This window comes from Pseudoalteromonas sp. SWXJZ10B, from assembly GCF_015864475.1.
GTDB classification, from domain to species: domain Bacteria; phylum Pseudomonadota; class Gammaproteobacteria; order Enterobacterales; family Alteromonadaceae; genus Pseudoalteromonas; species Pseudoalteromonas arctica.
In genome coordinates, this window is the sequence record NZ_JADYXD010000021.1 from 46,846 (window position 1) to 72,867 (window position 26,022).

At 39.5% G+C, this 26,022-nt stretch carries 25 protein-coding genes, 2 tRNA genes and 1 other RNA gene; 4 read left to right on the forward strand and 24 right to left on the reverse strand.

What is annotated here, in order from left to right:
• Positions 1 to 6: 6 nt before the first annotated feature.
• The 3 genes from I6F54_RS16160 to I6F54_RS16170 all read right to left on the reverse strand — a co-directional run bounded on the left by I6F54_RS16160 (position 7) and on the right by I6F54_RS16170 (position 1,535).
• Positions 7 to 711, reverse strand: a complete 705-nt coding sequence (locus I6F54_RS16160; protein ID WP_197142294.1) for an NRDE family protein — start codon at positions 709 to 711, stop codon at positions 7 to 9.
• A 1-nt stretch (position 712) separates the two neighbouring features.
• Positions 713 to 1,246, reverse strand: a complete 534-nt coding sequence (locus tag I6F54_RS16165; protein WP_165727261.1) for a DinB family protein — start codon at positions 1,244 to 1,246, stop codon at positions 713 to 715.
• A gap of 214 nt (positions 1,247 to 1,460) precedes the next feature.
• A tRNA-Arg gene (locus I6F54_RS16170) sits at positions 1,461 to 1,535 on the reverse strand.
• A gap of 246 nt (positions 1,536 to 1,781) precedes the next feature.
• On the opposite strand from I6F54_RS16170, the gene I6F54_RS16175 reads away from it, so the two are divergent.
• Entirely contained in the window at positions 1,782 to 1,964 is a 183-nt protein-coding gene (locus I6F54_RS16175; RefSeq protein ID WP_007587299.1) for a hypothetical protein, read from the forward strand.
• On the opposite strand, the gene I6F54_RS16180 is transcribed toward I6F54_RS16175, so the two are convergent.
• The 3 genes from I6F54_RS16180 to I6F54_RS16190 form a co-directional block, all read right to left on the reverse strand.
• Entirely contained in the window at positions 1,961 to 2,773 is an 813-nt protein-coding gene (locus I6F54_RS16180) for a phosphotransferase (protein ID WP_165727260.1), read from the reverse strand. The genes I6F54_RS16175 and I6F54_RS16180 overlap by 4 nt on opposite strands.
• Positions 2,774 to 2,776: 3 nt before the next feature.
• The gene (gene pnuC / locus I6F54_RS16185; RefSeq protein WP_007587303.1) at positions 2,777 to 3,394 is read right to left on the reverse strand and encodes a nicotinamide riboside transporter PnuC; all 618 of its coding nucleotides are present in this window, start codon (positions 3,392 to 3,394) and stop codon (positions 2,777 to 2,779) included.
• A 201-nt stretch (positions 3,395 to 3,595) separates the two neighbouring features.
• On the reverse strand, positions 3,596 to 3,847 hold the full coding sequence (locus tag I6F54_RS16190; protein ID WP_007587304.1) for a hypothetical protein: 252 nt from the start codon (positions 3,845 to 3,847) through the stop codon (positions 3,596 to 3,598).
• 107 nt (positions 3,848 to 3,954) lie between these two features.
• Here I6F54_RS16190 and I6F54_RS16195 point away from each other — a divergent pair, with 107 nt between their 5' ends.
• Positions 3,955 to 4,194, forward strand: coding sequence for a DUF2960 domain-containing protein (locus I6F54_RS16195; RefSeq protein WP_007587305.1), 240 nt, complete (start codon positions 3,955 to 3,957; stop codon positions 4,192 to 4,194).
• A gap of 19 nt (positions 4,195 to 4,213) precedes the next feature.
• Here the strand turns inward: I6F54_RS16195 and alr are convergent, their stop codons facing one another.
• From alr to rpsF, 9 genes are all read right to left on the reverse strand, one after another.
• The gene (gene alr / locus I6F54_RS16200) at positions 4,214 to 5,293 is read right to left on the reverse strand and encodes an alanine racemase (RefSeq protein ID WP_007587306.1); all 1,080 of its coding nucleotides are present in this window, start codon (positions 5,291 to 5,293) and stop codon (positions 4,214 to 4,216) included.
• On the reverse strand, positions 5,293 to 6,672 hold the full coding sequence (dnaB, locus tag I6F54_RS16205) for a replicative DNA helicase (RefSeq protein ID WP_007587308.1): 1,380 nt from the start codon (positions 6,670 to 6,672) through the stop codon (positions 5,293 to 5,295). The genes alr and dnaB overlap by 1 nt, the downstream gene beginning before the upstream one ends.
• Positions 6,673 to 6,785: 113 nt before the next feature.
• Positions 6,786 to 7,724, reverse strand: coding sequence for a DUF4097 family beta strand repeat-containing protein (locus tag I6F54_RS16210; RefSeq protein ID WP_101216066.1), 939 nt, complete (start codon positions 7,722 to 7,724; stop codon positions 6,786 to 6,788).
• Between the two features lie 9 nt (positions 7,725 to 7,733).
• Positions 7,734 to 8,216 carry a hypothetical protein gene (locus I6F54_RS16215; RefSeq protein ID WP_010554893.1) on the reverse strand — a complete coding sequence of 161 codons (483 nt, stop codon included), beginning with the start codon at positions 8,214 to 8,216 and terminating at the stop codon, positions 7,734 to 7,736.
• Positions 8,203 to 8,751: an RNA polymerase sigma factor gene (locus I6F54_RS16220; protein WP_165727257.1), complete on the reverse strand. Its 549-nt coding sequence runs from the start codon at positions 8,749 to 8,751 to the stop codon at positions 8,203 to 8,205. The genes I6F54_RS16215 and I6F54_RS16220 overlap by 14 nt, the downstream gene beginning before the upstream one ends.
• 219 nt (positions 8,752 to 8,970) lie before the next feature.
• Complete coding sequence (gene rplI / locus I6F54_RS16225; RefSeq protein WP_002962755.1) at positions 8,971 to 9,423, reverse strand: 50S ribosomal protein L9; 453 nt, start codon at positions 9,421 to 9,423, stop codon at positions 8,971 to 8,973.
• A 35-nt stretch (positions 9,424 to 9,458) separates the two neighbouring features.
• Positions 9,459 to 9,686 carry a 30S ribosomal protein S18 gene (gene rpsR, locus I6F54_RS16230; RefSeq protein ID WP_007378475.1) on the reverse strand — a complete coding sequence of 76 codons (228 nt, stop codon included), beginning with the start codon at positions 9,684 to 9,686 and terminating at the stop codon, positions 9,459 to 9,461.
• Between the two features lie 12 nt (positions 9,687 to 9,698).
• Entirely contained in the window at positions 9,699 to 10,016 is a 318-nt protein-coding gene (priB, locus tag I6F54_RS16235; protein WP_004588456.1) for a primosomal replication protein N, read from the reverse strand.
• A gap of 43 nt (positions 10,017 to 10,059) precedes the next feature.
• Positions 10,060 to 10,401: a 30S ribosomal protein S6 gene (gene rpsF, locus I6F54_RS16240; protein WP_007378473.1), complete on the reverse strand. Its 342-nt coding sequence runs from the start codon at positions 10,399 to 10,401 to the stop codon at positions 10,060 to 10,062.
• A gap of 377 nt (positions 10,402 to 10,778) precedes the next feature.
• On the opposite strand from rpsF, the gene I6F54_RS16245 reads away from it, so the two are divergent.
• Complete coding sequence (locus tag I6F54_RS16245) at positions 10,779 to 11,978, forward strand: alpha/beta hydrolase-fold protein (RefSeq protein WP_197142296.1); 1,200 nt, start codon at positions 10,779 to 10,781, stop codon at positions 11,976 to 11,978.
• A 268-nt stretch (positions 11,979 to 12,246) separates the two neighbouring features.
• Here I6F54_RS16245 and I6F54_RS16250 read toward each other — a convergent pair whose 3' ends face one another.
• From I6F54_RS16250 to I6F54_RS16270, 5 genes are all read right to left on the reverse strand, one after another.
• Positions 12,247 to 14,148 (reverse strand): alpha/beta hydrolase family protein, encoded by a 1,902-nt coding sequence (locus tag I6F54_RS16250; protein WP_231615200.1) that lies wholly within the window; start codon positions 14,146 to 14,148, stop codon positions 12,247 to 12,249.
• Positions 14,149 to 14,352: 204 nt separating this feature from the next.
• Positions 14,353 to 15,522, reverse strand: a complete 1,170-nt coding sequence (locus I6F54_RS16255) for an FAD-dependent monooxygenase (protein ID WP_165741535.1) — start codon at positions 15,520 to 15,522, stop codon at positions 14,353 to 14,355.
• Positions 15,519 to 16,706, reverse strand: a complete 1,188-nt coding sequence (ubiH, locus tag I6F54_RS16260) for a 2-octaprenyl-6-methoxyphenyl hydroxylase (RefSeq protein ID WP_165741537.1) — start codon at positions 16,704 to 16,706, stop codon at positions 15,519 to 15,521. The genes I6F54_RS16255 and ubiH overlap by 4 nt, the downstream gene beginning before the upstream one ends.
• Positions 16,707 to 16,721: 15 nt before the next feature.
• Positions 16,722 to 18,044, reverse strand: coding sequence for a Xaa-Pro aminopeptidase (pepP, locus tag I6F54_RS16265; protein WP_165741539.1), 1,323 nt, complete (start codon positions 18,042 to 18,044; stop codon positions 16,722 to 16,724).
• Positions 18,045 to 18,074: 30 nt separating this feature from the next.
• Positions 18,075 to 18,638 carry a UPF0149 family protein gene (locus tag I6F54_RS16270; RefSeq protein WP_007587323.1) on the reverse strand — a complete coding sequence of 188 codons (564 nt, stop codon included), beginning with the start codon at positions 18,636 to 18,638 and terminating at the stop codon, positions 18,075 to 18,077.
• A gap of 193 nt (positions 18,639 to 18,831) precedes the next feature.
• Here I6F54_RS16270 and ssrS point away from each other — a divergent pair.
• A non-coding RNA gene (ssrS, locus tag I6F54_RS16275) (6S RNA) lies at positions 18,832 to 19,014 on the forward strand.
• A gap of 186 nt (positions 19,015 to 19,200) precedes the next feature.
• Here ssrS and I6F54_RS16280 read toward each other — a convergent pair.
• From I6F54_RS16280 to I6F54_RS16295, 4 genes are all read right to left on the reverse strand, one after another.
• On the reverse strand, positions 19,201 to 22,284 hold the full coding sequence (locus tag I6F54_RS16280) for an efflux RND transporter permease subunit (RefSeq protein WP_197142298.1): 3,084 nt from the start codon (positions 22,282 to 22,284) through the stop codon (positions 19,201 to 19,203).
• Complete coding sequence (locus I6F54_RS16285; RefSeq protein WP_197142300.1) at positions 22,281 to 23,600, reverse strand: efflux RND transporter periplasmic adaptor subunit; 1,320 nt, start codon at positions 23,598 to 23,600, stop codon at positions 22,281 to 22,283. Before I6F54_RS16285 ends, I6F54_RS16280 begins: the two co-directional genes overlap by 4 nt.
• Positions 23,590 to 25,005 carry an efflux transporter outer membrane subunit gene (locus I6F54_RS16290; protein ID WP_197142303.1) on the reverse strand — a complete coding sequence of 472 codons (1,416 nt, stop codon included), beginning with the start codon at positions 25,003 to 25,005 and terminating at the stop codon, positions 23,590 to 23,592. Before I6F54_RS16290 ends, I6F54_RS16285 begins: the two co-directional genes overlap by 11 nt.
• A 766-nt stretch (positions 25,006 to 25,771) precedes the next feature.
• Positions 25,772 to 25,847: transfer RNA gene (locus I6F54_RS16295), tRNA-Thr, on the reverse strand.
• Between the last annotated feature and the right edge of the window lie 175 nt (positions 25,848 to 26,022).

Genomic DNA, 26,022 nt, shown 5'->3' on the forward strand with positions numbered 1-26,022 from the left:
ATTTAGTTAAGCTGCAGCCACTTTTAAACAACTAATGCTGCTAATGAGCTGAGACTGCTTATCAAAATAATTAAAGCGTATAGTGTTACCAACTTTAATATGGCTAATACTGACTGTCATTGCATCTTCTCTTTGCATATTTACACCATATTGGCCTTGCTCTGCTTTGCTGTAATGAAATGCTAAAAATTGCTCACTTGCAGGATATCTTAAGTCAATAAATTGCTTAAATTGTTGTTTACGCTTTTGTGTAACTGTTTCTAGCTCAACGCCAGATGACGTTGCAAGCGATTCAACTTGGCAAGCGATTAATTGTTTTGTGTCCCATCGAACAAAAGCGATGTGACCATTATTTAGCGATAATTTATCCGGAAAAATACACAATTTAAAAGGCGCGTAACCCGATAAATCCATATTTTTTAATTGAGATAATGCAGGGGTATTATTGCTTAGTAAATGCGGGATTAAGAGGCCTCTGCTGTACTTTACGGCAGTTATATCAAATGCACTTTGATAATCGTTTAATAAAGCTAATGTTTGCCCCCAATGCGATACACCAAGCCAAGTACCACCCCCTTGCGGATCGATAGGGTAAATTGCGTTACCTGTGTGCTTACTCGGGGCGATTGCCATTTCTCGCATTTTTTGTTCATCACGATTAAAAAACAACTCGTAGCCATCATCAGTTAGAAAGTAACTTAAAGTGCACATATTAACTTTGCAGTGATTTTAATTGGCTTTGTTGGCTTTTTTCTCTCAAAAAAGTGGCTGTACTTGGTGCTAACCCAAAGTTCTGGTCGAATGATGCTTTTTGTGCAAAGGTAATTTGTGAAATCATCGCATAGTGATGTACTGCATGGCTTCCTACAAATATAAGCTCTCGTGCTAATGAGGTTGTTACAGTTTGTACATTTTTACTTTTAATTGATACTTCGCTTGAAAGTAACAGCGGTTTATTAAAATCATCTGGACTTAGCTGTTCAATCCACGATGCTATCTCGGCAATTTTTTTTATAGCTTCACAGGGGTTACTTTCAATATTACTGCCGCGTAGGCGACTATCGTAATCAATATTATTTATACCAAAGCCCGTCATTAAAGATTGGTAATGATCGATAATGTGGCGCATATGTGACCCAACTGAACTAATGAAATTAGGAGCAACGATTTGCGAATAATCCTCTTTAGTTACACTTTCAAGATAAGCATGTCCTTGAGCGAGTATTTCTAACTGACTATTTAACATTGAATCGGTTTTCCTCATTTATAATTTCGTCGTATATGCATACATAACGTTAGATAACATTTTGAATAATGCAATTTTGCATTGTATAAATAACTAGAAAGCTGTTCTTACAATAAAATTTCAAAATTTATGCAGTAATACATTTTTAAATACAAAAGTAATTAATGAAAAGCTAGATAATATAGAGGGGAATATTAGTAGATGTAAAAGCAAATGGCGCTCTCGGTAGGGATCGAACCTACAACTTAGCCTCCGGAGGGCCACGTGATATCCATTTCACCACGAGAGCACATTTGTTGCCGCCACACCAACTCGCGATATCAGTGCTTTAGCATCAGCAATGATAAAGAGATCTTTAAATAAATACCAGTAACATCAGCTTATATGCTTATTAATTAAACTCTTTTAAATAAAACACTTCACAATGGCTTAAAAACACGCTATTTATTCTTATTGAATAGGAAACAGTAACGGTTTAGTAACATTGAAACTATGATTGTCGCTGTGCGGATGGATTTAATACGAGGAAATAATGATGAGTTTAATGTCTACTGAGCAAGTTGCTGAATTTTTAGGTGTAAAAGTAGAGCGTGTAAAACGTCTCTCTAGAGAAAGTTTATTAATTGCTAAATCAGAAGATGAAAATGGTGAACCACAATTTGATACAGCCGAAGTAACAAAATACAAAGAGCTCGCCGAGCGCTTTGGTGGTCTTTAACATCTACAAAAAGTATTATTAACGAGTTTAGTTAGCTGCGCGCGTAACATTACAGATTTACTAGTTATGCTGCGCTCTTCATACCAGCCAATACATAACACTAAAAAAAACAGCTTATAATAATTCAGCTTATCCATTGAAGGATTAAACGTTTTTGTTTTATCGATACTATTTTTATAGTTATTTAACAATGCACTTTCACTGCTCTCATTAAGATTAAAGCTCACTGCAAGGGCTGACAAATCAAAATACACATCGTTAGTTTGTGCATATTCAAAGTCAATTAAATACATGCCTGAAGCATTTACAATAATGTTATCTTTTACTAAGTCGTTATGACAAAAGCCTCCATTAAATGACATAGCTGCAACGGCTTTGAGTGCCTTCTCTATTTGAGGTTTGTATTGCGTATATACGTGGGTGCTTTGATAAAAATGAAGCTCTTTAGCTATATCCATTGGCGCGGTAGACACTTTGTAATTGTGCACTTGAGCAAGTTTATTAATAAAGCAAAGCGTTATATCCGATTGCGCGCTCTTGCCTTCAATATAATTAAATACCGCACGACCGTTTTCTTTATCAAGCCAAATAGGCGCAGGGCATATATTAAAGTCACTTAAAAAGCGCTGCGCTTCAAGGCTGTCACTTGGCCAATGGCTTTTATAACACTTTAACAAATACCCTTGTTGCTCGGTACGTATTAAAAAATTATCGTTACTAAAGCCATTAAGTAATCGCTCGCTTGAAACAATGCTTGTAGGCTCTATAAACGCACTACACATTTTTACTAACTGGGTATGCTCAATCATTGATTAAAGCTGTGCTAGAGGCTTAGCTTGGCTTTGTTCGTACTCTTCGTACCAGGTTTTAAAGCCCCACGCTGCCATAATGGTATAAAATATAAAGAGTGCTAGCGTTGGGTAATAGCCTTTTTCGTAATATAAGTACATAGAAGCTGCATCGATTACAATCCAGTACAGCCAGTTTTCAAGGACTTTTTTAGCAACTAAGTAAGTCGTTACTACAGCAAAACACGTTGTAAAACTATCAAGGTAAGCAAAGTCGGCATGCGTATAGTTTTGCATAACATAGCCAATAACAATTGCAGCTACGGTTGTTAAACTAATTAAAACAGCATGACGGTTTATCGACCACGATGTAATATTTAAATTTGCAGCTTTGCCTTTACGCCATACAACCCAGCCAAATACAGCCATATACATATAATAAAAATTAAGTAACGACTCCATAAGTAATGCGCCATTCCAGTACATTATTGTATAAATGAGCGTGCTAAAAAATGCCGCAGGCCAACACCATAAGCTTTCTTTTATTGCTAATAATAAATAAGCCATCGACAACCCTACCGCAATATACTCCCAATGCGACATTGCTGTAAAACCACTTAAGGTTTGTGTTAAAAAGTCCATATTATGCAATTACCGTTTAGTTGTGCCGATTGTTATACCAATCTGCTTATATACGGGGTCTATTTAACGTTAAGAAAATTACGCTAGAACTAGGCAAAAATTTTTGTATCTAGTTGTTCTAAATAAAAAATTTTTAATGACGTTATAGTGCAATTTAATTCGTTAAATTGATCAAATATTTATGCAGGTTGGTATTATAGGTTATTCAGGCGATAAGTCGCCAGAGAGAAACTTACATACAAAAATAGCTTTACCAAATTCTTCATATGAACGTTTAATTTCGGTATTTAACACCTGCATTACTAAATCGTAATCACCAAAAATTTGCGTTGATAACGTGTTAGTAATCACTTTTAAATCATCGTATTCGTTTAATCTGTCAATAAAGCCCTGAATAAACGGGATATAATCTTGGTGAAGTGGGTATTTACTGATCTCTACTGATAATTTCATTTTTGACTCTTTATTTTAATTACCGATTACAACAAGTCATTCAATGCTAGAGCCGTTATTAAATACAGTGTAAAATCGCTGCAACACTCAATTGAAATGAGCTTAAAATGGCACGTAGAATAACCTACAAATATAAAAACGAACCGCGCGAGATTAATTTCGCTAAAGATAAATACCACGACATGTATCAAGCAATTGCTGCCGCCGAAGGTATTGATCTGACTAATTACTTAAGCATGGTACAGCAAATAGAAATGACCTCAAAAGGGTCTGCTTCTGTTCGTAACTTTCGCGACCAAGAATTTGCCCGTATGGGCTTTAGCGACGTTTACTTTATAAAAGAGTAAATACCGCTTTATAGCTGTATTAACGCTGATACTCATAACTTACGCGCGGTGTAATATTACATAATAGCTCGTAAGGGATAGTATCAGCGCATAATGCTATTTCTTCAACTGGTAGCTCAGGGCCCCACATAGTGACTCTGTCGCCCACTTTAATATTGTGCTCATTAGCGCCTATATCTACGCTAATCATATCCATAGCAACACTGCCAACAATACCATAACGCTGCTTACCAATTATTACTGGTGTGCCCTCTTTAGCGTGCCGAGGATAACCATCGCCATAACCCATAGCCACAACAGCTAACTTGGTTGGTTTATCGCTTTTCCAACGTCCGCCATACCCTACCGCCTCATTAGCTGGTACATTACGCACTGCAATTACGCGCGTAGTTAAGCGCATAACTGGTTTTAATTTATGTTGTTGCCCAATACTATTTGCCATTGGCGATACGCCATATAGCATAAGCCCAGGGCGCACCCAATCACCATGACCGCTCGGCCATGCAATAATACCAGCAGAATTTGATAAACAATGTGCTTGGTCAATGCCATTCACTAAGTTATCAAATAACGTGATTTGTTGAACCGTTTTGGCATTATCAACATCATCAGCACACGAAAAATGGGTCATTAAATTAACGGTATTTTTGGCGTTAGGTGTTTTTTGTAAGCGGTTATAAAACTCTTCAAACTGCTCTGGCGCAATACCTAGTCGATGCATACCTGTATTTACTTTTAACCAGCATGTTATTGGCGCATCGAGCTTTGCTTTTTCAAGCGCGGCTAATTGGTATTCGTCATGAATAATAGTTTGAAAGTTATTAGCGAGTAAAATAGGTAAGTCGGCTTTGTTAAAAAAGCCTTCTAGTAAAACTATTGGCTTTGTTAAGCCCCCAGCTCGAAGGGCAAGCCCTTCATCTATTCGCGCCACAGCAAATGCGTCAGCATTATTTAAATGCTGCGCAATCGTTACTAAACCATGCCCGTAAGCATTTGCTTTTAGCACCGCCATTACTTTGCTGTTAGGTGCAAAGCACTTAACTTGCGCTAAATTATGCGCAAGTGCAGCTAAATTAATTTCAGCAGTGGCTAGGCGCATTAGTAATCGTCATCTACCGCTGGTCCCGCGTAATTATCAAAGCGAGAAAATTGACCTTGGAATGTTAAACGCACTTTACCAATTGGGCCGTTACGTTGTTTACCTATGATAATTTCGGCAATACCTTTGTCAGTACTGTCTTCGTTATAAACTTCATCACGGTAAATAAACATGATTAAATCGGCATCTTGCTCTATCGACCCCGACTCACGTAAATCTGAGTTAATAGGACGTTTATCGGCACGTTGCTCTAGCGTACGGTTAAGCTGCGAAAGCGCAACAACCGGACATTTTAGCTCTTTTGCTAGTGCTTTAAGTGAACGTGAAATTTCAGCAATTTCTAGCGTTCGGTTATCAGCAAGGCTTGGTACACGCATTAACTGCAAGTAATCGACCATGATCATACTAATGCCACCGTGGTCACGGGCTATACGCCTTGCACGTGAACGCACATCGGTAGGTGTTAAGCCCGATGCATCATCAACGTACATTTTACCTTTTTCCATCAATAAGCCCATTGTTGATGAAAGTCGTGCCCAATCGTCATCATCTAATTGACCAGTACGTACCTTAGTTTGGTTAATACGGCCAAGAGACGCTAACATCCTCATCATAATTTGTTCTGAAGGCATCTCTAGAGAGTAAATTAATACTGGTTTGTCTTGAGTCATTGCAGCATGTTCTGCAAGGTTCATCGCAAAAGTGGTTTTACCCATAGATGGACGCGCTGCAACAATAATTAAGTCAGAAGGCTGTAAGCCCGTCGTCATTTTATCAAGATCGGCATAACCTGTACTTACACCCGTAACACCATCTTGTGGTGATTGATAAAGCTCTTCTATTTTATCAACGGTTTTTTCAAGGATGCTATGAATGCTTTGCGGGCCTTCATTATTTTTTGTTCGTTGCTCAGCTATTTTAAACACTTTGCTTTCGGCAAAATCGAGTAAGTCGTGACTAGTACGCCCTTCGGTGTTAAAGCCGGCTTCTGCAATTTCGTTCGCTACGCCAATCATTTCACGTACAACAGCACGTTCGCGTACAATACTTGCGTAAGCGTCAATGTTAGCAGCACTTGGCGTGTTTTTAGCTATTTCTGCTAAATAAGCAAAGCCACCAATTCCTGCCAGTTTATTATTTTTTTCTAAACTTTCAGAAATAGTGATTAAATCTATCGGATCGCCAATCTCAGCAAGTGCCGTCATCGCCTCAAAAATTAACTTGTGCGTGCGGGTATAAAAATCCTGTGATACAACAAGCTCCGCTACGCGGTCAAAAGCTTGGTTATCAAGCATTAAGCCACCTAAAACAGATTGTTCAGCTTCTATTGAATGGGGAGGAACTTTAAGTGTATCGACTTGCTTATCTGGTTTGGCCATAACTTCACAGTAGTAAAATTGAATGGCTCTATTCTATCGACTTGAAGGGGCTGTGCAAATAGAAAAGCAGGAAATCTTTTCCTGCTTTTTGTAATCGTGAAGGTGAATGAGCGTTATTTAATACGAAGCTCTATGCGCCCGCTAATTGTATCCATTTCAACATTAGCATTACCGCCATTAATGCTAAATTCTAAATCACTGGCTGGGCCGTATTTAGCTTTACTGACTTTATCGCCAGTAACTTTATTAATGATTTTGCCATTAGCGTGCGCTTTAATTTCAAAATTTGCAGATACGCTGTCAGGAAAGTAAAAATCACCATCGCCACTTACCGATTCAAAACGTACATCACCGCCTTTTAAAAGCTCTTTAATATGTACTTCGGCTTCGCCATTCACCGTGTTAATACGTAAGTTTTTAATTGACGATAGCGTAAAATCTATATCGCCATTTACATTTTCAAGGCGCACATCATTGGCGCTTGAGGTTGATTTAATATCGCCATTAACAGCGCTAAAACGTAGTTCACCACTTGATTCTCTATCGTTAATTTCGCCATTTACGGTTTCAAATTGAATATTACCACTTAGGTTTTCTGCATTTACATCACCATTTACGGTGGTGAGCTTAATGTTGCCAGTAATATCATCTACCGTAATTTCGCCATTAACCACGTCAACTTCAGCGCCATTTTTTAGCTCTTTTGCAGTCACCGATACATTAACGCCAGCAAACTCTAAACTACTGCTTTTAGGCATAAATATGGTTAGGCTTGAGCCATCGCCATTATTACTCCAATTTGATTTACGTGGCATTTTTACAATAAACTGAGTTTTATCACCATTTGTTTTAAGCTCATAACCCTCGGCTTTGTCATCAAGCTCGCCAGATACTTTAAATTCGTTTTTATCCCAGCCTGTAATATGTATATCACCGCGTTGGTTTTCAATAAAAATAGTGCCGCCACTTGGTACGTCTATTTGCTTATCTATTTTTTCACCCGCTAATACCGCCAACGGAAATAAGCTCAGTCCTAATAAAATCGCTTTCATGTAGTACTCCTAAATGTGCTGCCAACGTGGCGCATGCACCTTGTTAATTAAATCAAGTTGTTGTTGATATATTTGCGCTAACATTGTTAGTAGCGCTTGGTTTTGTGGCTCATTTTCAAGAACTTGCTTTATTGCTTGCTCTGCGTTTTCAAGCTCTTGTAGCTGCGTTTGCCAGTTAGTGGTCAATGCTTCTTTATTTTCATATTCAACCAACAAACTGTTTTTTTGCGCCGAAAAGTAATCACTTATAGCCACTACGGGTTGTGGTTCTGGCGCTATAACAAATAAATTTACAGCAATTAAAGCCGCTAATGTGCAGGCAGCTATTGCTGTTAGTTTTGGCCAAATAGCAGTGCCTTTTAGGTCCTGCTTATTACTAACCATTGCTCGCTCAATTCCCGCCCACAGGTCTTTTTGTGGCGTAATGTCTTTATCAAGCGTGTTTAATGACTCATTTAAATAGTCGTCAAAATTTGGTTTATTCATTTTCATACCACTCTTGTAGTAGCTGCCTAGCACGATGATATTGCGACTTACTTGAACCAACAGCCATACCTAACTGATCGGCTATTTCCTCGTGCCTGTAACCTTCGATTGCAAACAACACAAACACCATACGTGCGCGCTCAGGAAGCCTTACTATTAATTTATCGAGACCATTTAAGCCTTTGCAGTCATTAGCTGATTGCTCATCCATACCGCAGTGTTCAATGCTCACTACTTTTTGCAGCCAATTTTTTTGCTTGCGTAAGTAGTTAATCGCAACATTACTGGCAACGCTGTAGAGCCAAGTAGAAAACTGCGAGCGACCGTCAAATTGCGCTATTTTACGCCATACCTGTACAAACACTTCTTGGGCTGCATCTTCAGCATGCGCTTGGTCCGCTAATAAGCGTAAACATAAACCGTAGACTCGTTTTATATGTAACTCATAAAGCGTTGTGTATGCGCCTTGATCACCTGATTTAACTCGCTCAATGAGTTTAGCTTCGCATAAAGGCGTTTGTTCGGGTTTAACGTGTAACATCCGTGATGCCGCCTTTTAATTATTATTATTGAGTTAGTGTATTGATAAGTTAGACGTAATAACAGTTCGAAAAGGTTTAAAGGGAATAAAAAAATAATTGAATAAAAAAGGGGCTTGTACGAGGCTTTATTGGACGGTGCCCTTAACTAATGAAGTTAGCCAAATTACAGACACAAAAAAGCCGTGCTAATAGCACGGCTTTTGTCGCTTAATTAAAAATTAAGCTTCAGCGATTACGATTACTTTAATAGTAGCCGTTACGTCTGAGTGAACTGAAATTGATACGTCAAATTCACCTGTCTCACGGATAGTACCTAGAGGCAAACGAACTTCTGACTTAGCAACTTCAACACCAACAGCTGAGATAGCGTCAGCGATGTCACGAGTACCGATTGAACCGAATAACTTACCTTCGTCACCAGCTTTAGATACTAATGTAACTTCTGCTAATGCTTCTAGTTTTTCAGCGCGTGCTTGTGCAGCAACTAACTGTTCAGCGATTTTCGCTTCAAGTTCTGCACGACGAGCGTCAAACGTTTCAATGTTAGCTTTAGTCGCAGGAACTGCCTTACCTTGAGGGAAAAGGAAGTTACGTGCGAAACCAGATTTAACTACAACCTGTTCACCTAGGCTACCTAGGTTAGCGATCTTATCTAGTAGAATAACTTGCATGTTTCTACACCTTTTAAAAACTGTTAATCCGCTGCTTACTTATGTAAGTCAGTGTATGGAAGAAGGGCTAAGTAGCGAGCACGCTTAATAGCAGTTGCTAGCTGGCGCTGAAATTTAGCGCTAGTACCTGTGATACGGCTAGGTACGATTTTGCCACTTTCTGTAACATAGTTTCTAAGAGTAGCTAGATCTTTGTAATCGATTTGTTTTACGCCTTCCGCTTTAAAGCGGCAGAACTTACGACGTCTGAAATAACGTGCCATGAGATTAATTCCTCAAATAATTCTTTCTATATGCTGAGCATGCAAAACCAATTGGCTAAGGCCGTTACGACCTTCGTGGCGATTTAAAAAACCACTCACTTGCAATGCCTGCCCAACGTGCAAATGTTGAGTCTGTTGTTGCATTTGCTTTCCACTGGCAACTACCTGAAGCCTCACGTAACTATTACGGTTAAGGTCTGCTTCGGTTTGCATCGATTTATGTTCTACAACAAAAATACAATGCGGGATGCCAGCAGGGCTTTGACTAAACTTGGGAGTTTTACAAACTACCCCAGATATAACCAGCTGATTCATATATGGGCTAACCATTATAGTAACTGCTGATTACATGCCATGCTAGGACTCAAAACAATTAAGCAGCTGGTGCTTCTTTCTTCTCTTCTCTTGCAAGAGGAGACGCTTCAGTTTCAGCAGTTTTAGTGCGGATAACTAAGTTACGAAGCACTGCATCGTTGTAGCGGAAAGTAGTTTCTAGCTCGCTGATTACTTCAGTTGGTGCTTCAACGTTCATAAGAACATAGTGAGCTTTATGAAGCTTGTTAATTGGGTAAGCCAATTGACGACGGCCCCAATCTTCAAGACGGTGGATAACACCACCAGCTTCAGTGATAGAACCAGTATAACGTTCGATCATACCAGCAACTTGCTCACTCTGATCTGGGTGAACCATGAATACGATTTCGTAATGACGCATGGATATTCCTTACGGTTAATAGAGCCTTCTACCGTTTCGGCCGGTCGGTTTAAGGCAAGGAATTAATAGTTTAAAAGCCGAAATGAGCGCGCATTTTACGCTTAGACGGATAATTAAGCAAGCAGGTTTTTTAAGCTTTTATGGATAAGAGTTAAAAGGTAATTATTACGAGCTTCGCTCGTCGCGTCAGCAAGCTGCTCGCCTACCGCAAAAGTTAAGCACAGAGTGTAATATCTCTTGTAGAAGCCGAGCTTACTCGCGTGAAAAGCGATAGCTTTTAATTGCTTAAGTTTTATGTTTACCCCGAAAATATAAACATTTACTCAAGCTTAAAGCCGTGCAATTATTAAGCAATACATTATTAAATAAGGATATTTATGAAGCTCTTACTATCGCTTGTATTAATACTTACTTTTAGTACACCATTTTTAAGCCACGCAAAAACCAATACAACTGACATAACCGTTGGTAAAAAAGTCATTCTGCAGTCAAAAATACTTAACGAAGACAGACCCATTAAAATTTTCATACCTGACACTGTAAAAGACGATCAGCCGCTTTATGTTATTTATTTACTTGATGGTGTTGAGCACTTTCATACGGCGTCTGGTGTTATTAAATCCCTTGTTGATTACGAGCAGATACCTAACGCAATGCTCGTTGGTATTGATACAACTAACCGTGTTCGCGATTATTTACCCAAAGTAGAAGGCGAGCCTAAAACAGAGTTTCAAACTTTTGTTAAAAACAAATGGCCTGAAGCTGGGCAAACCGACAAGTTTTTAAACTTTGTGTCTGATGAACTCATGCCTTATATAAACAGTAATTACTCAACTAACGGCTACAACACCTTAATTGGCCACTCTAATGCAGGTACTTTGGCGCTTTATACTTTAGTTAATCAGCCTGAGTTATTTAATAACTATATAGCTATAAGCCCAAACAGTTGGTGGAGTGATGAGGAATTGAAAAATAATATTATAAAATACACTAAAAACCCTAAAGGTGATCAGGCGTTATTTATTAGTGTAGCAAGCGAAGGAGCACGCTTTTATACAGGCGTATTAAATACTTTGGTAAATTTAGAACAACAAACGCCCTCGCAGCTTAAATGGGAATATAAGCATTACCCCGCTTTTACTCATATGGGCACCATACTACCAGCGCTTAGCGATAGCCTAATTCGCTTATTTAGCGACCTAATATTTAAGGTTACTGACGAGCACGGAAAGTTTGCTGATGTATCGCTCATTACAGGTTATTACCAAGCACTTAGTGATAAGTACGGGTTTGAGCTTAAAATTCCACAAGATGTTTACGTAGAGTTTGCTCATAGCCAGCAAAAGTTTGGTAATACAGCTAAAGCTATTACAACGCTTAAACACTTTATTACCGATTACCCAAATGCAACTTATTCTCACATGCGTTTATCGCAAGGGTACACTGCAGACAAACAGTTTAAAGAAGCCGTTACCAGCATGAAACACGCACTCGAGCTTGCTAAGCAAAACTCGCGAGATCCAATGTTAGTTGATGCGCTCAAAGATATGGTGAATGAAGCACAAGAGAATTTGTAACTGATTTAACGCAAAGCGCTTTTTAACTAACGATAGTAATTACGAGCTACGCTCGTCGCGTCAGCAAGCTAAACGCCTACAGGTAAAATTAAGCTCAGTGTTAAACTTTGCATGTAGACGCCGAACTTGCTCGCGTGAAAAGCGCGGCTTTAAATATGTTCAAAACTATTTTAAAACAAAAAACCGATGTTTAAACTAAGCATCGGTTTTTTATAATAACTAGAAAATTTAAAATAGGTTTCGAGTTAAAAAACGCTCACTCATTTATTTACAAGTGTTTTTTAAGAAACTCAGTAACCTCTTTGTATTGTACTTTTAAGCTTTCTGGGTCATCAAATAAGTGTGTTCCGTCATCAATTTCAACATACTTTATATTTAAATTTCGCTTTGCTTTATCATAAAAATATTTTGATTGTCGATAGTCAACTCTCGTATCTTTTGTCCCATGGATAAGTAAAAGTGGGGCTTTAATTCGGTTAATCATATTGATTGCCGAAACCTCAGATAATGCATCAACGGCTTTACTATCAGTCATATCAACAATATTACCTAGGTAGGCATCTTGTCGCTCTTCATCTTCAACTAACCCTTTTAGATCCGATATTCCAGAAATACTAATAATACATTTAAAGCGATCGGGCTCTTGCCATGCAGCTGTTAATGCAACATAACCACCATAACTTGCGCCATAAATACATGCATTATTTTTTGATGTTAATCCGGTTCTAGTAGCCCAATCCATTGCATCATATACATCTTGTTGCATACGTTTACCCCACTGATAATAACCATCAGTTTCAAAAGCACTACCAAAACCTTCTGAGCCCCTGAAGTTCACTTGCAATACCGCATAACCTAAACTAACTAAATATTGAAGCTCTCGATTAAAGTATTTGTAGTCTCGACTATGAGGTCCTCCGTGAGGCATTACAATTAGCGGCGGAGTTTTAATCCCTTCTGGTTTTGTAAAATAGCCTGAGATTTCAGCTCCATCGCTCGCTTTAAAGCTATAGTTTTGCACTGGTACAAATTTATTACGTGCTAAATAAGGAAATTTAGATAACCAAGCGCCGCCCTTCTTTGTGTTTAAATCAAAATAATAATAAGTAGGGCTGACTGAATCACTTATTACATTTACAAGAATTCGTGTTCTATCTTTACTGCGGCTAACAATACTAGCTTGCTTATCACCAAATAAATTAGTAACCATAAGCTCTTGCTTACCGTCTACCTCTGAAAAATAATGGCTCTTGTAGAAATCATCATAGTAGCCAACCCCTATAAAATCGCCCTCACTATTAACGATTGCATTATTTATATCGTATTTATCATTGCTATAAACAAGCTCTTCAAACTCCCCTGACTCGATATCATATGACCATAAAGCTTGTCTGTGTAATACACGATCAGAAAGGACGTAAGCTTTTGTACCATCTTCATTAAGGCCTTGGATGGAGAAAGTACTATCTTCACCCAAAATATGGGTATGAATCATTTTTAATGCTTCATCTTTCTTTGCTCGATACCATATTGAAGCAATAAACTTATCATCTTTTTTATCAATTGCGATCCCCAGGCGTAAAACTCCCTTAGGATCTGCATACCAACTTCCAATATTTTCTTTATTCCTCTGAATTTTATCAAAACTAGAATCACCTAATTCAACTTTAAAAACAGAATAAGCTTTATCTTTTTCATCAAACGTTGACACTAGCGCGAAATCTGGCTCATTTTTAAGTGAGGAAACGAGCCTGAAACTCTGATATCTATACCACCTATATTCAGAAAAACGTCGCGTAGTTAGCATTTTACTTTCATTGGTTTCAACATTGATCGAATATAACCTTGAAACTCTCATGTATTGACCATTGACATATTCAGGGTAACTAGCAGAAACAATGATATATTTATTACCTGACCAACGAATAAAGTCGACTCTGTCTTTATCTTTTTTGAGACTTGCTAATATATTGAATTCGATACTAGGAAATTTAGCTAAACTGATAGTAGGACCTTCAGCAGTATTATAAAGTGTTGCTATCATTTCTCCATTTGGCGATATTTGTGGTTGCTCTACCATTGGAAGTTTAGCGTAAGACTCCCAAGGTTTATCTTTTGCATAAACTACAGATGTAGTTAATAAAAAAAATAAGAGTATTATTTTTATCATTTATCTCTTCCCTAAAATTTAGTAAAAACTTTTTATTATATTTAATATAAAAATAACAAAGTTTACCGAAAAAGCATACTAAGGAAGTACTTAATTTATTCCAATAAAAAACCGATGTTTAAATTAAACATCGGTTTTTTTAGTAAAAGCGAATAACTAGCTACTTTTTTTCGTTAGGTTTCGCTTCGCTCTTCCCAACCTACGTTACTTTCCTATCGCTTCTTTGGCGAACAGGTGCTTGATTGCCCCAAGATTATCAACTAATGATAGCCCTACTCCACGAATAAGTTTTTTAACTGGGTTTGCACCTTCAAATAACTCTTTTAGCCCTTGCATCATAGCGATGTGCTTTTGTGCATCGAGCTTACGAGTGCGCTCGTAATCGCGCAGTGTGCGAGTGCTTGCAAACTCCTTGCTGCTATCGCTTGTTAAATGCTCAATTAAATAAGCCGCATCTTTTAGGCCTAGGTTCATACCAAGCCCTGCAAGTGGATGGATTGTATGTGCAGCATCGCCAATGAGTACCACTTTGCCTGAAACCCATTGCTGGGCGTAGCGCATTTTAAGTGGGAAAGCCGCGCGCTTACTTTGCACTTCACACAGGCCACATTGACCATCTATTGCAGCCATTACGGCTTTATTAAAGGCGGTGTCGTCCATTGCTAATAATTCATCACAATGATTGGGGCTGGTAGACCACACAATTGAATGAGTATGCTCATCGCTCAATGGTAAAAACGCGAGTGGCCCTGTTGGTAAAAAGACTTGGCGTGCGGTGTTTGCATGTTGCTCTTCAGTTTTAACTGTCGCGACTAGCGCATGGTGATCGTAATCTTTAAAGCTAAGCGCCATATTAAATTGTTTACGTATAGCTGAATTTGCACCATCAGCCGCCACCAGCAGTTTTGCAATAATTGGCTCGCCGCTTTTAAGTGTTATAAATACATCAGATTCGCTTTGATGTATTTGCTGATACTGTGTATCAAACATTAGTGTTGCACTACTTTGTTGCTCTAGCTCTTTTATAAGCGCAAAGCGGATAATGTCGTTTTCAACAATATGGCCTAAATGTTCAAGCTCAAGTTGCTCGTTATTAAACGCTATTTTGCCAAAGCTGTCGGCATCACGTACATCCATATGTGTATAAGCGCACGCTCGCTGTGCGATAATTTCGGGCCATACGTTTAATTGTTCAAGCAAGGTTTGACTTGCAATGCTTAACGCACTTACGCGCAAACCATATTCGTCAGTTGGTAACGCTTGTGTCGGTGCGCTATCTAGTACAACTACGCTTATATCGGCTTTTGCCAATCCAAGTGCTAGTGTTAGCCCTACACAGCCGCCACCTACAATACAAACCTGTGCTTGCTTCATAAACGCCTACCTTGTTTAACTTGCCCCATTAACTGTTTAGCTAATGGCGCTTTTAATGCGGGAAATAAATCCATCGAAAACAACCCAATACTGCGCCCCAATGCGAGCACTCGCGATGAATTCGAAAAAAGCCTAACAAGTGCGTCGGTTAAACTCATTACGGTTTTTATATCATCACTGCGTTTTTTTGAATATTCACGTGTAAACGCATAGCTGCCTAAATCGTGTTGGCTATTTGCTATTAAATTACTAAGTACTTGTACGTCGCGAAGGCCTAAATTAAAACCTTGCCCTGCAATAGGATGAATAGCATGTGCAGCATTACCAATAACCACTGTACGGTGCGCAGTTAAAGACTCAACTTGCCCGTAAACGAGCGGGTAACTCGTGCGCATACCTACTTTAGTAAATTGACCACCGCGATAACCAAACGCGCTTTGCAGGGCACTTAAAAAATCTTGTTCACTGAGTGCCATGTGCTGTTTAACCTGCTCTTGGCGCATACACCACACTAACGAATAACGGTTATTGCTCATGGGTAATAACGCCATAGGCCCGTTTTGTGTAAAGCGCTCAAAGGCATGATTATTATGCCCACCAGCCACTTCTACATTAGCAATAATAGCGCCTTGTTCATAAGGCAGGGTATTAAAACCAAGCCCGAGTAAATTGCGTGTTGGTGATTGTGCGCCATCAGCAATAACCAATAGTGCTGCATTTAATTGCTCGCCGCTTTGTAGGGTGAGTGTATTGCTATGCAGAGTTTTCTCGATGGCAGTTACGCTATCGGGGCACAAAAGCGTAATATTTGACTGCGTTAAACGCAGGTGGAGCGCTCGGCCAAATGGATTTACTTCTACTACGTAACCAAGTGAGGGCTTAGCAAATTCATCGCAATTAATGTGCGCTTTGCCAAAGTGGCCTCTATCAGACACGCTCACTTTTTTGATTGCTGCGGTGTAAGGGGCATTTTGCTCAAATAAATTGAGGCTTTGTAAATACTCTACCGATTGCTGAGCAAGTGCAATGCTTCTGTCGTCAAAGCTTGGGTGGTAATCGCCAGTTACTTGATTAGCTTCTACAACGGCAATATTTAACGCGGGATTAGTTTTAGCCACACTTAATGCGCAGCTTGCTCCCGCTAAACCACCGCCAATAATAACTACATCAAACTGCTTAGTCACTAGATTCTCCGAGCTTTATACGTTTTTAGCACTTTGCATAAGTGCTTCTATATCGCTAATTTTTTTAGGTACGCTTAGGGTCAAGTTTTCATGGCCGGTTTCGGTAACTAACAAGTTATCTTCGATACGAATACCAATGCCTTTGTATTTTTGCGGTGCGCTTGAGTCTTCGCTTATATAAAGCCCTGGCTCTATGGTGAGTACCATACCCGGCTCAAATGCTCGCTCAACGTTATTTACTTTATAATCGCCAACATCATGTACATCTAAACCAAGCCAATGCCCTAGCCCGTGCATGTAATATTCTTTACACGCACCTTTTGCCATTAGCTCGTCAAAGTCGCCGGTTAAAATACCTAGTTCGAGTAAACCTTGGGTCATTACTTCCATTGCTAGTTTATTGGCGTGCGACAGGTAACCACCGGGTTTAACTTCATCAAAAGCAACTTCTTGCGCTTTAAGTACAATGTTATAAAGCGCGGCTTGAGGCTCGCTAAACTCTCCATTTACGGGGAAAGTTCGCGTTATATCAGCAGCGTAGCCTTGTAGCTCACAACCCGAATCTATAAGTACTAGGTCGCCATTTTTTAATACATCGCTATTTTGTGTGTAGTGCAAAATATTAGCGTTGTCGCCACTGCCAACAATTGTGCCGTACGCCGGGTGCCGCGCACCATTCATAGCATAATGATGATGTAGCTCAGCTTCTAGCTGAAATTCAGTAGCTCCAGCATGTGAAAAACGCATAGCGCGCATGTGCCCTCGCGCACTAATTTCACAGCCTTCTCGCATAACATCTATCTCGCTTGGCGATTTAAACAAACGCATTTCATGAATAAGGCCACGTACTTCTTTTAAAGTACTCGGTGCTTTGAGCCCTTTTCGAGAGCCACTTCGAAGTGTACCTAGTAACGAAAACACTTTGGTATCAAATGAAGAGTAGGCGCCTTGTGCAAAATAAATAGCATCTTTTGCATTTAGTATATCTAGCAGCTTATCGTTTAATTCACTGAGTGGGTAAGCTTCATCAAACAGGTAGTCACTTTTAGCTTTATCAAAGCCAACTCTGCGGCCATGCCAAATTTCTGCAAGTTTGTCTTTATCTAGGCAAAATAAAGTACTGGGTGCATCACTGTTATTACACAGTACTAAAACAGCGTCGGGTTCGTTAAAGCCAGTTAAGTAAAAAAAGTCGCTGTCTTGTCTAAACGCATATTCGGTATCGCGGCTGCGCGTCACTTCGCTCGCAGCGGGAATAATAGCAACGCTATTTTCATCCATTTGAGCAAGTAAGCGCTCGCGACGTGCTTTAAATTCTGACTTTTGTACTTCAACCATTATTAACCAACCCGTTTTGCTTTTTAAAAGTTAATGAAGTGTTTTTTTAGTACTTTGCGTGCTTTGCTCTTTACCAAGCTCTGCAAAACAAAGTAGTGCTGATACACGCACATATTCAATCACTTCGTGCAGCGCTTGGCTGTCTTCTTCGGTTTCTTCAAAAGTAGTATCTAGGCGAGTGATTTCGCTAAAGTCAGTAATAACTTCTTTAACATCGCTCGATAGTTTACCGTAGTCTTTTTGCTTTAAACCAAAACCAAGCATAAAACCCGCTACCCATGATACGAGGCCATTAGCCTGATCGATGAGTGTTTCGTCGTCGCTTGGTAAAAATAAATCAAACTGAAATTCATCATCATTAAAGCTCGCGACTACTTGCTTATAAATAGTGCCAAAAAACTGCTTTAAATCGTTACTAAACGATTCACCATCGTTAAACACATCGCTCAAAAGGCCTAAGTATTCTTTGTCGTCAATGGTTAAACCACACGCAAGTAAACCACTAATCACACCATGCGCTTCGGCAGGTGATACAAATATTTCGTTTTTTTCTAAAAGCAGTTGAGCTTTTTCGTAATCGGGTAAATCGTTCATAATCGAATCTTCGCTTTGCAAGTTAAGGCAATGCTACCACTCGATAAAAAGCAACTCCAATTAATTGTATGATCAAGCTCAAAAACCATGCGATAAAGTAAATGATGAGTTAAAGGTGCGGAAAAACTAAGCGAACGGTTTAATTTTTTACGTTTGGGGTTTAAGGATTGGATTATGTCTTATATACTTAAATTGTTCCCTGGGGTACCGGAGCTTAGTTAAGTCCCTGAGCCGATAAATTTTATACCAGGGTTTCTGTTCGTCTACTATTGTGCAGGCTCGGCATGTACCGAGAAGCCTACGGTAAACCGCAGATTCCCGCCCTGAAACCTTCTGGTTTCAGGACTGAAACCGAGTACCGTATCTTGGGGAACACCTTTTTAGCAAACCCTCGCCTTTAAAAGGCTTTATCAAAAAAAATTAACCTTCCTGTTTATTCTTATATTTATCTAAATTTTTTATTCACTTATCTTCAATTGTCTAATATTACTTTTTAGCTTATAAAAAAGCCGCAGGTAATTGCTTACCTACAGCTTTAATAATCACGTATTTAAGAGTGAAGTTATTTAAACCAACCTTGAAAACGCTCCATTAGCATGTAGTTTATTGGTACTAACAATAAGGTAATAAAGGTAGCAAAAATAATCCCAAACCCTAAGCTCACCGCCATTGGTATTAAAAACTGTGCCTGAGTCGCTTTTTCAAACAGCAATGGCATTAAGCCAATAAAGGTCGTTAAACTAGTTAGCATTACAGGGCGAAAACGTGATGCACCTGCAATTTTTATAGCATCGAGAACTTTACCACCTTCACTGCGCTTTTTATTAATAAAATCAACGAGTACAAGCGAATCATTTACCACCACCCCGGTTAGCGCAAGCATACCGAGTAAACTCATAATAGTTAAGTCCATTCCCATAATCCAATGTCCTACCACAGCACCTATCATGCCAAATGGAATAACACTCATTACTATGATTGGTTGTAAGTAAGATTTAAGCGGTATTGCTAATAGCGCATAAATAATAAAAAATACAAACACAAGTGCCCAAGCCAACGAACCAAACGACTCTCTTTGCTCTTTAGCCTCACCTTCTAGTTTGTAATCTACTCCAGGATATTGCTGCATTAACCCATCTAAATACTCCGTTAGGTCAGCCTGCAGTATGGTCATGTTGGTATTATTTTTTTCGATATCGGCTGTTACGTTCAATGTGCGGTAACGGTCTATTCGATTAATAGTTGATGGACTTTGCCCAGCAGTAAGTGTTGCCACGTGCGATAAAGGCACTGAGCCTCCATCAGGCGTATTTATAAGTATGTTTTGTAGGTCAGCTACAGAGCGGCGCTCATCTATAGGTAAGCGTACCATTACACGTACATCGTCTCTGCCTCGCTGAATACGTTGTGCTTGCGAGCCAAAAAACGAGTTACGTACTTGCCCAGCTACATTGACTCTATTTAAGCCCAGCGCTAAACCTTGTTGCGTAAGCTCTATTTGTAACTCTTCTTTACCGTCGGACATACTATCGGCAATATCAAATACCGTTGGATAGGTCGATAAACGGGTTTTAATGTGATCAGCCACGTCTTGTAAAATAGTCAACGAAGTGCCGCTAAGCTGAACATCAATTGGGTCTGAACTTCGGCCAATTTCGGCTCTAAACGTTAAACTTTCGGCACCTGGAATGACTCCAATTAAATCGCGCCATTCGCTGGCAAGTTCTCGTGATCCTATGTCTGATTCACGCTTTTCAGCCGGTGTTATTTCAAAGCGTACAGAGCCTGAATTAGATACACCACCACGCCCGCCTGTTGTGGCTAATATATTTAAAATAACGCTTTCGCCAGTATCTGGATCGCGGTACTTTTCTTGTAATTGCTGCGCCTTTTGCGACATGTCAATTACGTATTTATTCGTTACTTCAAACGGTGTACCTGTTGGTAGTGTTAAGTTAACGCGGACTGTTTCGCTTGGTATGCGCGGGAAAAATACAAACTTAGTCCAACCGCTGGTGATCATGGTTAAAATTATAACAAATACACCAATAAACAAGCTTACCGAAGCCAATTTATGGCGCAGTGCTAAATTTAAAGTGGGTTGATAGTATTTTAAAATCGCGTTTTCAAATCCATCTGCAAAACGCTGTTGAATAACATCAAACTTTGAAGGTTCGCCTTTTTCGTGGCGTAGTTTTATATATTTTAAATGTGCTGGTAGTACAAATTTAGATTCAATCAATGAAAACAATAATACCGGAATAACCACTACCGGTATTTGTGCAAACAAGGCACCACGCGCCCCTTCAATAAAGGCCAAAGGTAAAAAGGCAGCAACGGTAGTTAACACACCAAATGTTACTGGTGTTGCTACTTCCTGAGTACCTAAAATTGCGGCTTGCTCGCCCGACTTAGCCGTTTTTAGGTGGGTGTAAACGTTTTCGCCGGTAACTATGGCGTCATCAACAACAATCCCCAGTACCAATATAAAGCCAAATAAGCTCATAATATTAAGGGTTACGCCAAAAATAGGCATAGCTATAAACGCGCCCATAAACGAAACCGGAATACCAATAAATACCCAAAATGCAATTGCAGGGCGTAAAAACAAAGTAAGTAAAGCGAGTACTAAAATACCGCCTTGTAAAGCATTGGTAGTAAGGGTCGAAATACGACTTTTAACCAGCTCCGAATCATCATCCCAGTAACTTAATTCAAACCCTTGTGGGAGAGAACTTTGTTGCTCTTTTATGTAGTTTTTAACATCGTCAGCAACTGTAATCGCACTTTGTGGACCAATTCGATATACGTCGATAAATGCAGCTTGCTTACCATTAAAGCGAGTACGTACTGGTGTTTCTTCAAAATCGTCTTTTATAGTCGCTATATCACCTAAGCGAATAATAGTGCCATCGGCTTGGTTTTTAACAACAATGCTGGCAAATTCATCTTTACGATATGCTTGCCCTTTAGAGCTTATAAGTACGTCCCCGCCTTCTGTTTTTAAGTTACCAGCAGAAATATCTGAGCTTGAGTTAGAAATAGCACTCGATATTTGTGCCAAGCTTAAATCGTACTGACGAAGAATATCTTGGCTTACTTCAATGGCTATTTCGTAATCACGAACGCCACTTAGCTCTACCTGCGTTACATTAGGTAAACGTAGGATTTGATCGCGTACTGTTTCTGCGTATTCGCGGGTTTCTTTTTCGCCATAGTCACTCGATACGGTAACCGCGATAACTTCACGAATTCGCTCAGCAAGCGCTACTATCGGCTTTTCAGCATCGGCTGGAAAAGTGTTAATTGCGTCTACACGACTTTTTATATCAGCTAAAAGCTCACGAGGGTCGTAACCGCTTTCCACTTCTATTGTCACAGAGCCTGAACCTTCAGAAGAGCGACTAAATATTTGCTTTATGCCCTCTAAATCTTGTACGGCTTCTTCTATTCGTATAGTTACACCTTGCTCTACATCTTCTGGTGTTGAGCCTAATAAGCTTACATTTACGCTTATCATATCGGTTTCAAAAGACGGAAAAACTTCAAGCGGTATCTTATTTGATAAACTAAAAAGCCCCGACAATAATAATGTTACTAATAATAAATTGGCAGCAACATGGTTTTTAGTAAACCAAGCTATCATGATCTGCCTCCTTGTTTTTCAGCGCGGCGCTTTTTCATTAACTCTTCAACGCTAATACCAAGCTCTTTTGCTTTTTCCTCAAGCTGCTCTTGTGACATGCGTTTTCCTCTACCTTGCCCCTGCGCACTTTTCCCTTTAGTTTGCTCTGCATTTTGCTCACCTAAAATACTCACTTGAGTACCTGAGCTAACTTGTCCAAGTGGTGTTAGCACCAATTTATCGCCAGCAGTTAGGCCTGTTTTGATCATTGCCTGTGTAGCGTTTTGCCAAGCAAGTGAAATGTCTTTGCGTTTAAGTACACCATCTTCAACAATGTAAACGTACGTACCTTGGTAAATTGTACTATTGGAAATTATGAGTGCGTTAGACACTGTTTTCCCGGTAATTTGCGCCTTTATATATTGTCCTATTTTTATAGGATATTGATTATTAGCTGTCGCTTTGTATGGGTCATCAATTTTAGCAACAACATAAAGCTGCTGTGCATTTTCATCTATAGCGCCTTCAGTACGTGTGAGCTGCCCTTTCCATTGCTGCTCTCCTACTAAATCAGAGGTAAACTCAACTAAAGAACCAGCTTGGTTTTTAGCGCCATCACGGTATTGCTCTGGTAGGTTAACAAACGACAAATCTTTATTTTTAATCGGTAGGCGGATCTCTACGCTGTCGATTGCATAAATAGTTGCAAGTTGCGTGTTATTACTCACTACTTGCCCTAAGTCAACACTGCGACTGAGTATACGCCCAGCGTAAGGCGCAGTTACTTCTGTACGCTCTAAATCAAGCTGTGCTTTTTCAAGTGTAGCCTGCGCTGATAAAACCTCAGCTTCAGCGGCTGCTAATTGTGGTTCACGTAGCACTAAGCTGCTGGCATTTTCAGAGCCACCTAAACGCTGCCAATCAGTAACAGCTTGTTGCCCACGGGCTTTTTCTTCAAGCAAGCTTTGCTCTGCGCTTAATAAATTAGCTTGCGCTGATTTAACTTCAGCTTGATGGTCTCTATCGTCTAACTTTAAAAGCACATCGCCTTTTTCAAAAAAACCACCTTCTCTAAATTCATCGCTTACTGTAATTATTTGTCCAGATGCTTGAGCAACTAATAAGCTTTGTGTACGCGGCTTTACCGTACCATAGCTGTCTATCATAATTTGATAGTTTTGCGGTTTTAACTCAAGCGCTGAAACACTTATTATTGCTTTAGGTGGCTTACCTGAACGCCTAGCTTCAGGTGGGTTACCTTTAATAAACATAACAGTTAGTAAAGTCGCCACGATAACTACGACAGGGATTAAAATTTTTGCAGTTTTAGTTTTCATCGTTATTGCTCTTTAGTTCACTTGAGGGTTTTGCAAAATCACCACCAAGGGCAATGTGTAAGTTAATTCTGTTAGCTATTAATTGATTTTTGATTTCAATTAAAGAACTTTGCGCGTCAAAAGAACGGTCTTGAGCATCAAGTACCGTTGTATAAGTTACCAAGCCACTTTGATACTGCTCGAATGATAACTGCTCTGCTGCAAGCGCGTTTTCTTGCGCTTCAAGAGTACTGCTATATTGCGCTTTAAGAGACTGCTGCTGCGAAATTGCATTTTCTACATCACCAAATGCTTCGTAAAGCGTTTGCAAATAAAGTTGCTCCTGCTTTTGAGTATTCAGGCGCGCTATTTCTTCGTTCGCTTTTAAGCGTCCGCCTTCAAAAAGTGGTGCCGAAATACTACCTAATAACGACCATGCAAGACTTGATGGAGAAAACAAGTCGCTTACTCTGTCGGTGCTATCACTTAAAGAAGCTGTTAAATCTAAACTTGGAAAGCGTTGCTTGTGCGCATACGCAAGTGAAGCGTCGGTGGCTAAAAGTTCATACCAACTTGCTCGCAGCGTAGGTTTACGTGTTATAAGTTCAGAAGGCAAGCCTAGTGGGATATCGGTATTAATAACGGGTAAGTCGCTACTAGCAGTAATGGCACCCTTTGGGTATTCACCTAGCAAACGTTCTAGTACGCGTGCTGAGGCCGATAGGTTCGCTGTTTGAGTCGCAATACGAGCGCGCTCAGTATTGAGCTCATTACGGGCAAGATAAACATCGAGTGCTTCGTTTATACCTTGGCGGTAACCCGATTCTATAATATCAAGGCTTTGCTGGGCATTCGCTTCTCTGCGTTTAAATAAATCGAGTAGTTGTTGCGATGTTACAACATCAAACCAACCTGTTGCCACATCAGCCACAAGCTGTTGTTTAGCTTGCTCAAACCTTGCCTGCTGCGCTAAGTAGTTAAGATTAGCTTCGCGTTTTGAATCAGATAGCTTACCCCATAAATCAACTTCGTATGTTAAATCTAAACTTACGGAGCTTGCGTTATCGTAGCTCACTGGGCGGTTGTCTTTACTGCGACTTGTACGTGTTGATAAATCTAGGCTAGGCCAAAGTGCCGCGCTCGATACAATAAGTTGCTGCTTTTGAATTTCTACATCGTAGCTAGTTTGCAAAAGCTGTTGATTGTTTTTAAGTGCTTGCTGCACAAATTTGTTAAGCGTAGGGTTTTGTAATTGTGTAAGCCATTGCTCTTGTACTTTTAATACCGAGCTTGATGCTTCTTGCTGCCATTGCTGTGGCATATTATTAGGCGCTTGCATGCGCTGCGACGAGTTAAAATCACTCGCACAGCCGCTAAGCAGCATCACACTAATTGCCAATAGGGTTGGCTTGCATTGCCAAATCATAATTAAACCTAAATTACTGCTATTTATGAACGTAATTCAAGCACTTTGGCAACTTTTGCTCAACCTACTTTACATAACATTACATAGCTAGCGATGAACTAACATAATAGCCAGTTATACGGTAAAAATGAGCAAATGATCAGCAATTTTTAATAATAAAAAATTAACTTTTTGTAGTGTGTCTAAGAGATTATACCAATTCGCTTAATTAAGTGATCTATTTTGAGGTAAGAAAATCGTGTCGATAACAAGGCAAAAATTTCGTTATTTTTGTCTTATATCAGAAATTTTTAACGCAGTTAACGGCAGATTTTCTTACTCAAATTAATTAAGTATTATTGCGGATTGGTATTAGACATATAGAAACAGAAAAGCCCCGCTATAAGCGAGGCTTTTAAATAAATGGTGCCGACTAACCGAGTCGAACGGATAACTTATACAGACTACTGATTACAAGTCAGTTGCTTTAAGTTACTGGAATAAATGGTGCCGACTAACCGACTCGAGCGGGTAACTTATACAGACTACTGATTACAAGTCAGTTGCTTTGCTCTTAACTATGGGTATTTTTAATTCTCAAGTTGAAAACAAAAAAGCCTCGCTATAAGCGAGGCTTTTAAATAAATGGTGCCGACTAACTAAGTCGAACGGATAACTTATACAGACTACTGATTACAAGTCAGTTGCTTTGCTCTTAACTATGGGTATTTTTAATTCTCAAGTTGAAAACAAAAAAGCCTCGCTATAAGCGAGGCTTTTGAATAAATGGTGCCGACTAACCGAGTCGAACGGTTGACCTACTGATTACAAGTCAGTTGCTCTACCAGCTGAGCTAAGTCGGCACACAAAACTGTGTGCTAAGGCACGTTCAATTTTAAAAATTGAGAACTTTTATAAAGCACTTAAAATAAAAAAACCTTGCATAAGCAAGGCTTCTCAATAAATGGTGCCTCGACGCGGAATCGAACCACGGACACGAGGATTTTCAATCCTCTGCTCTACCGACTGAGCTATCGA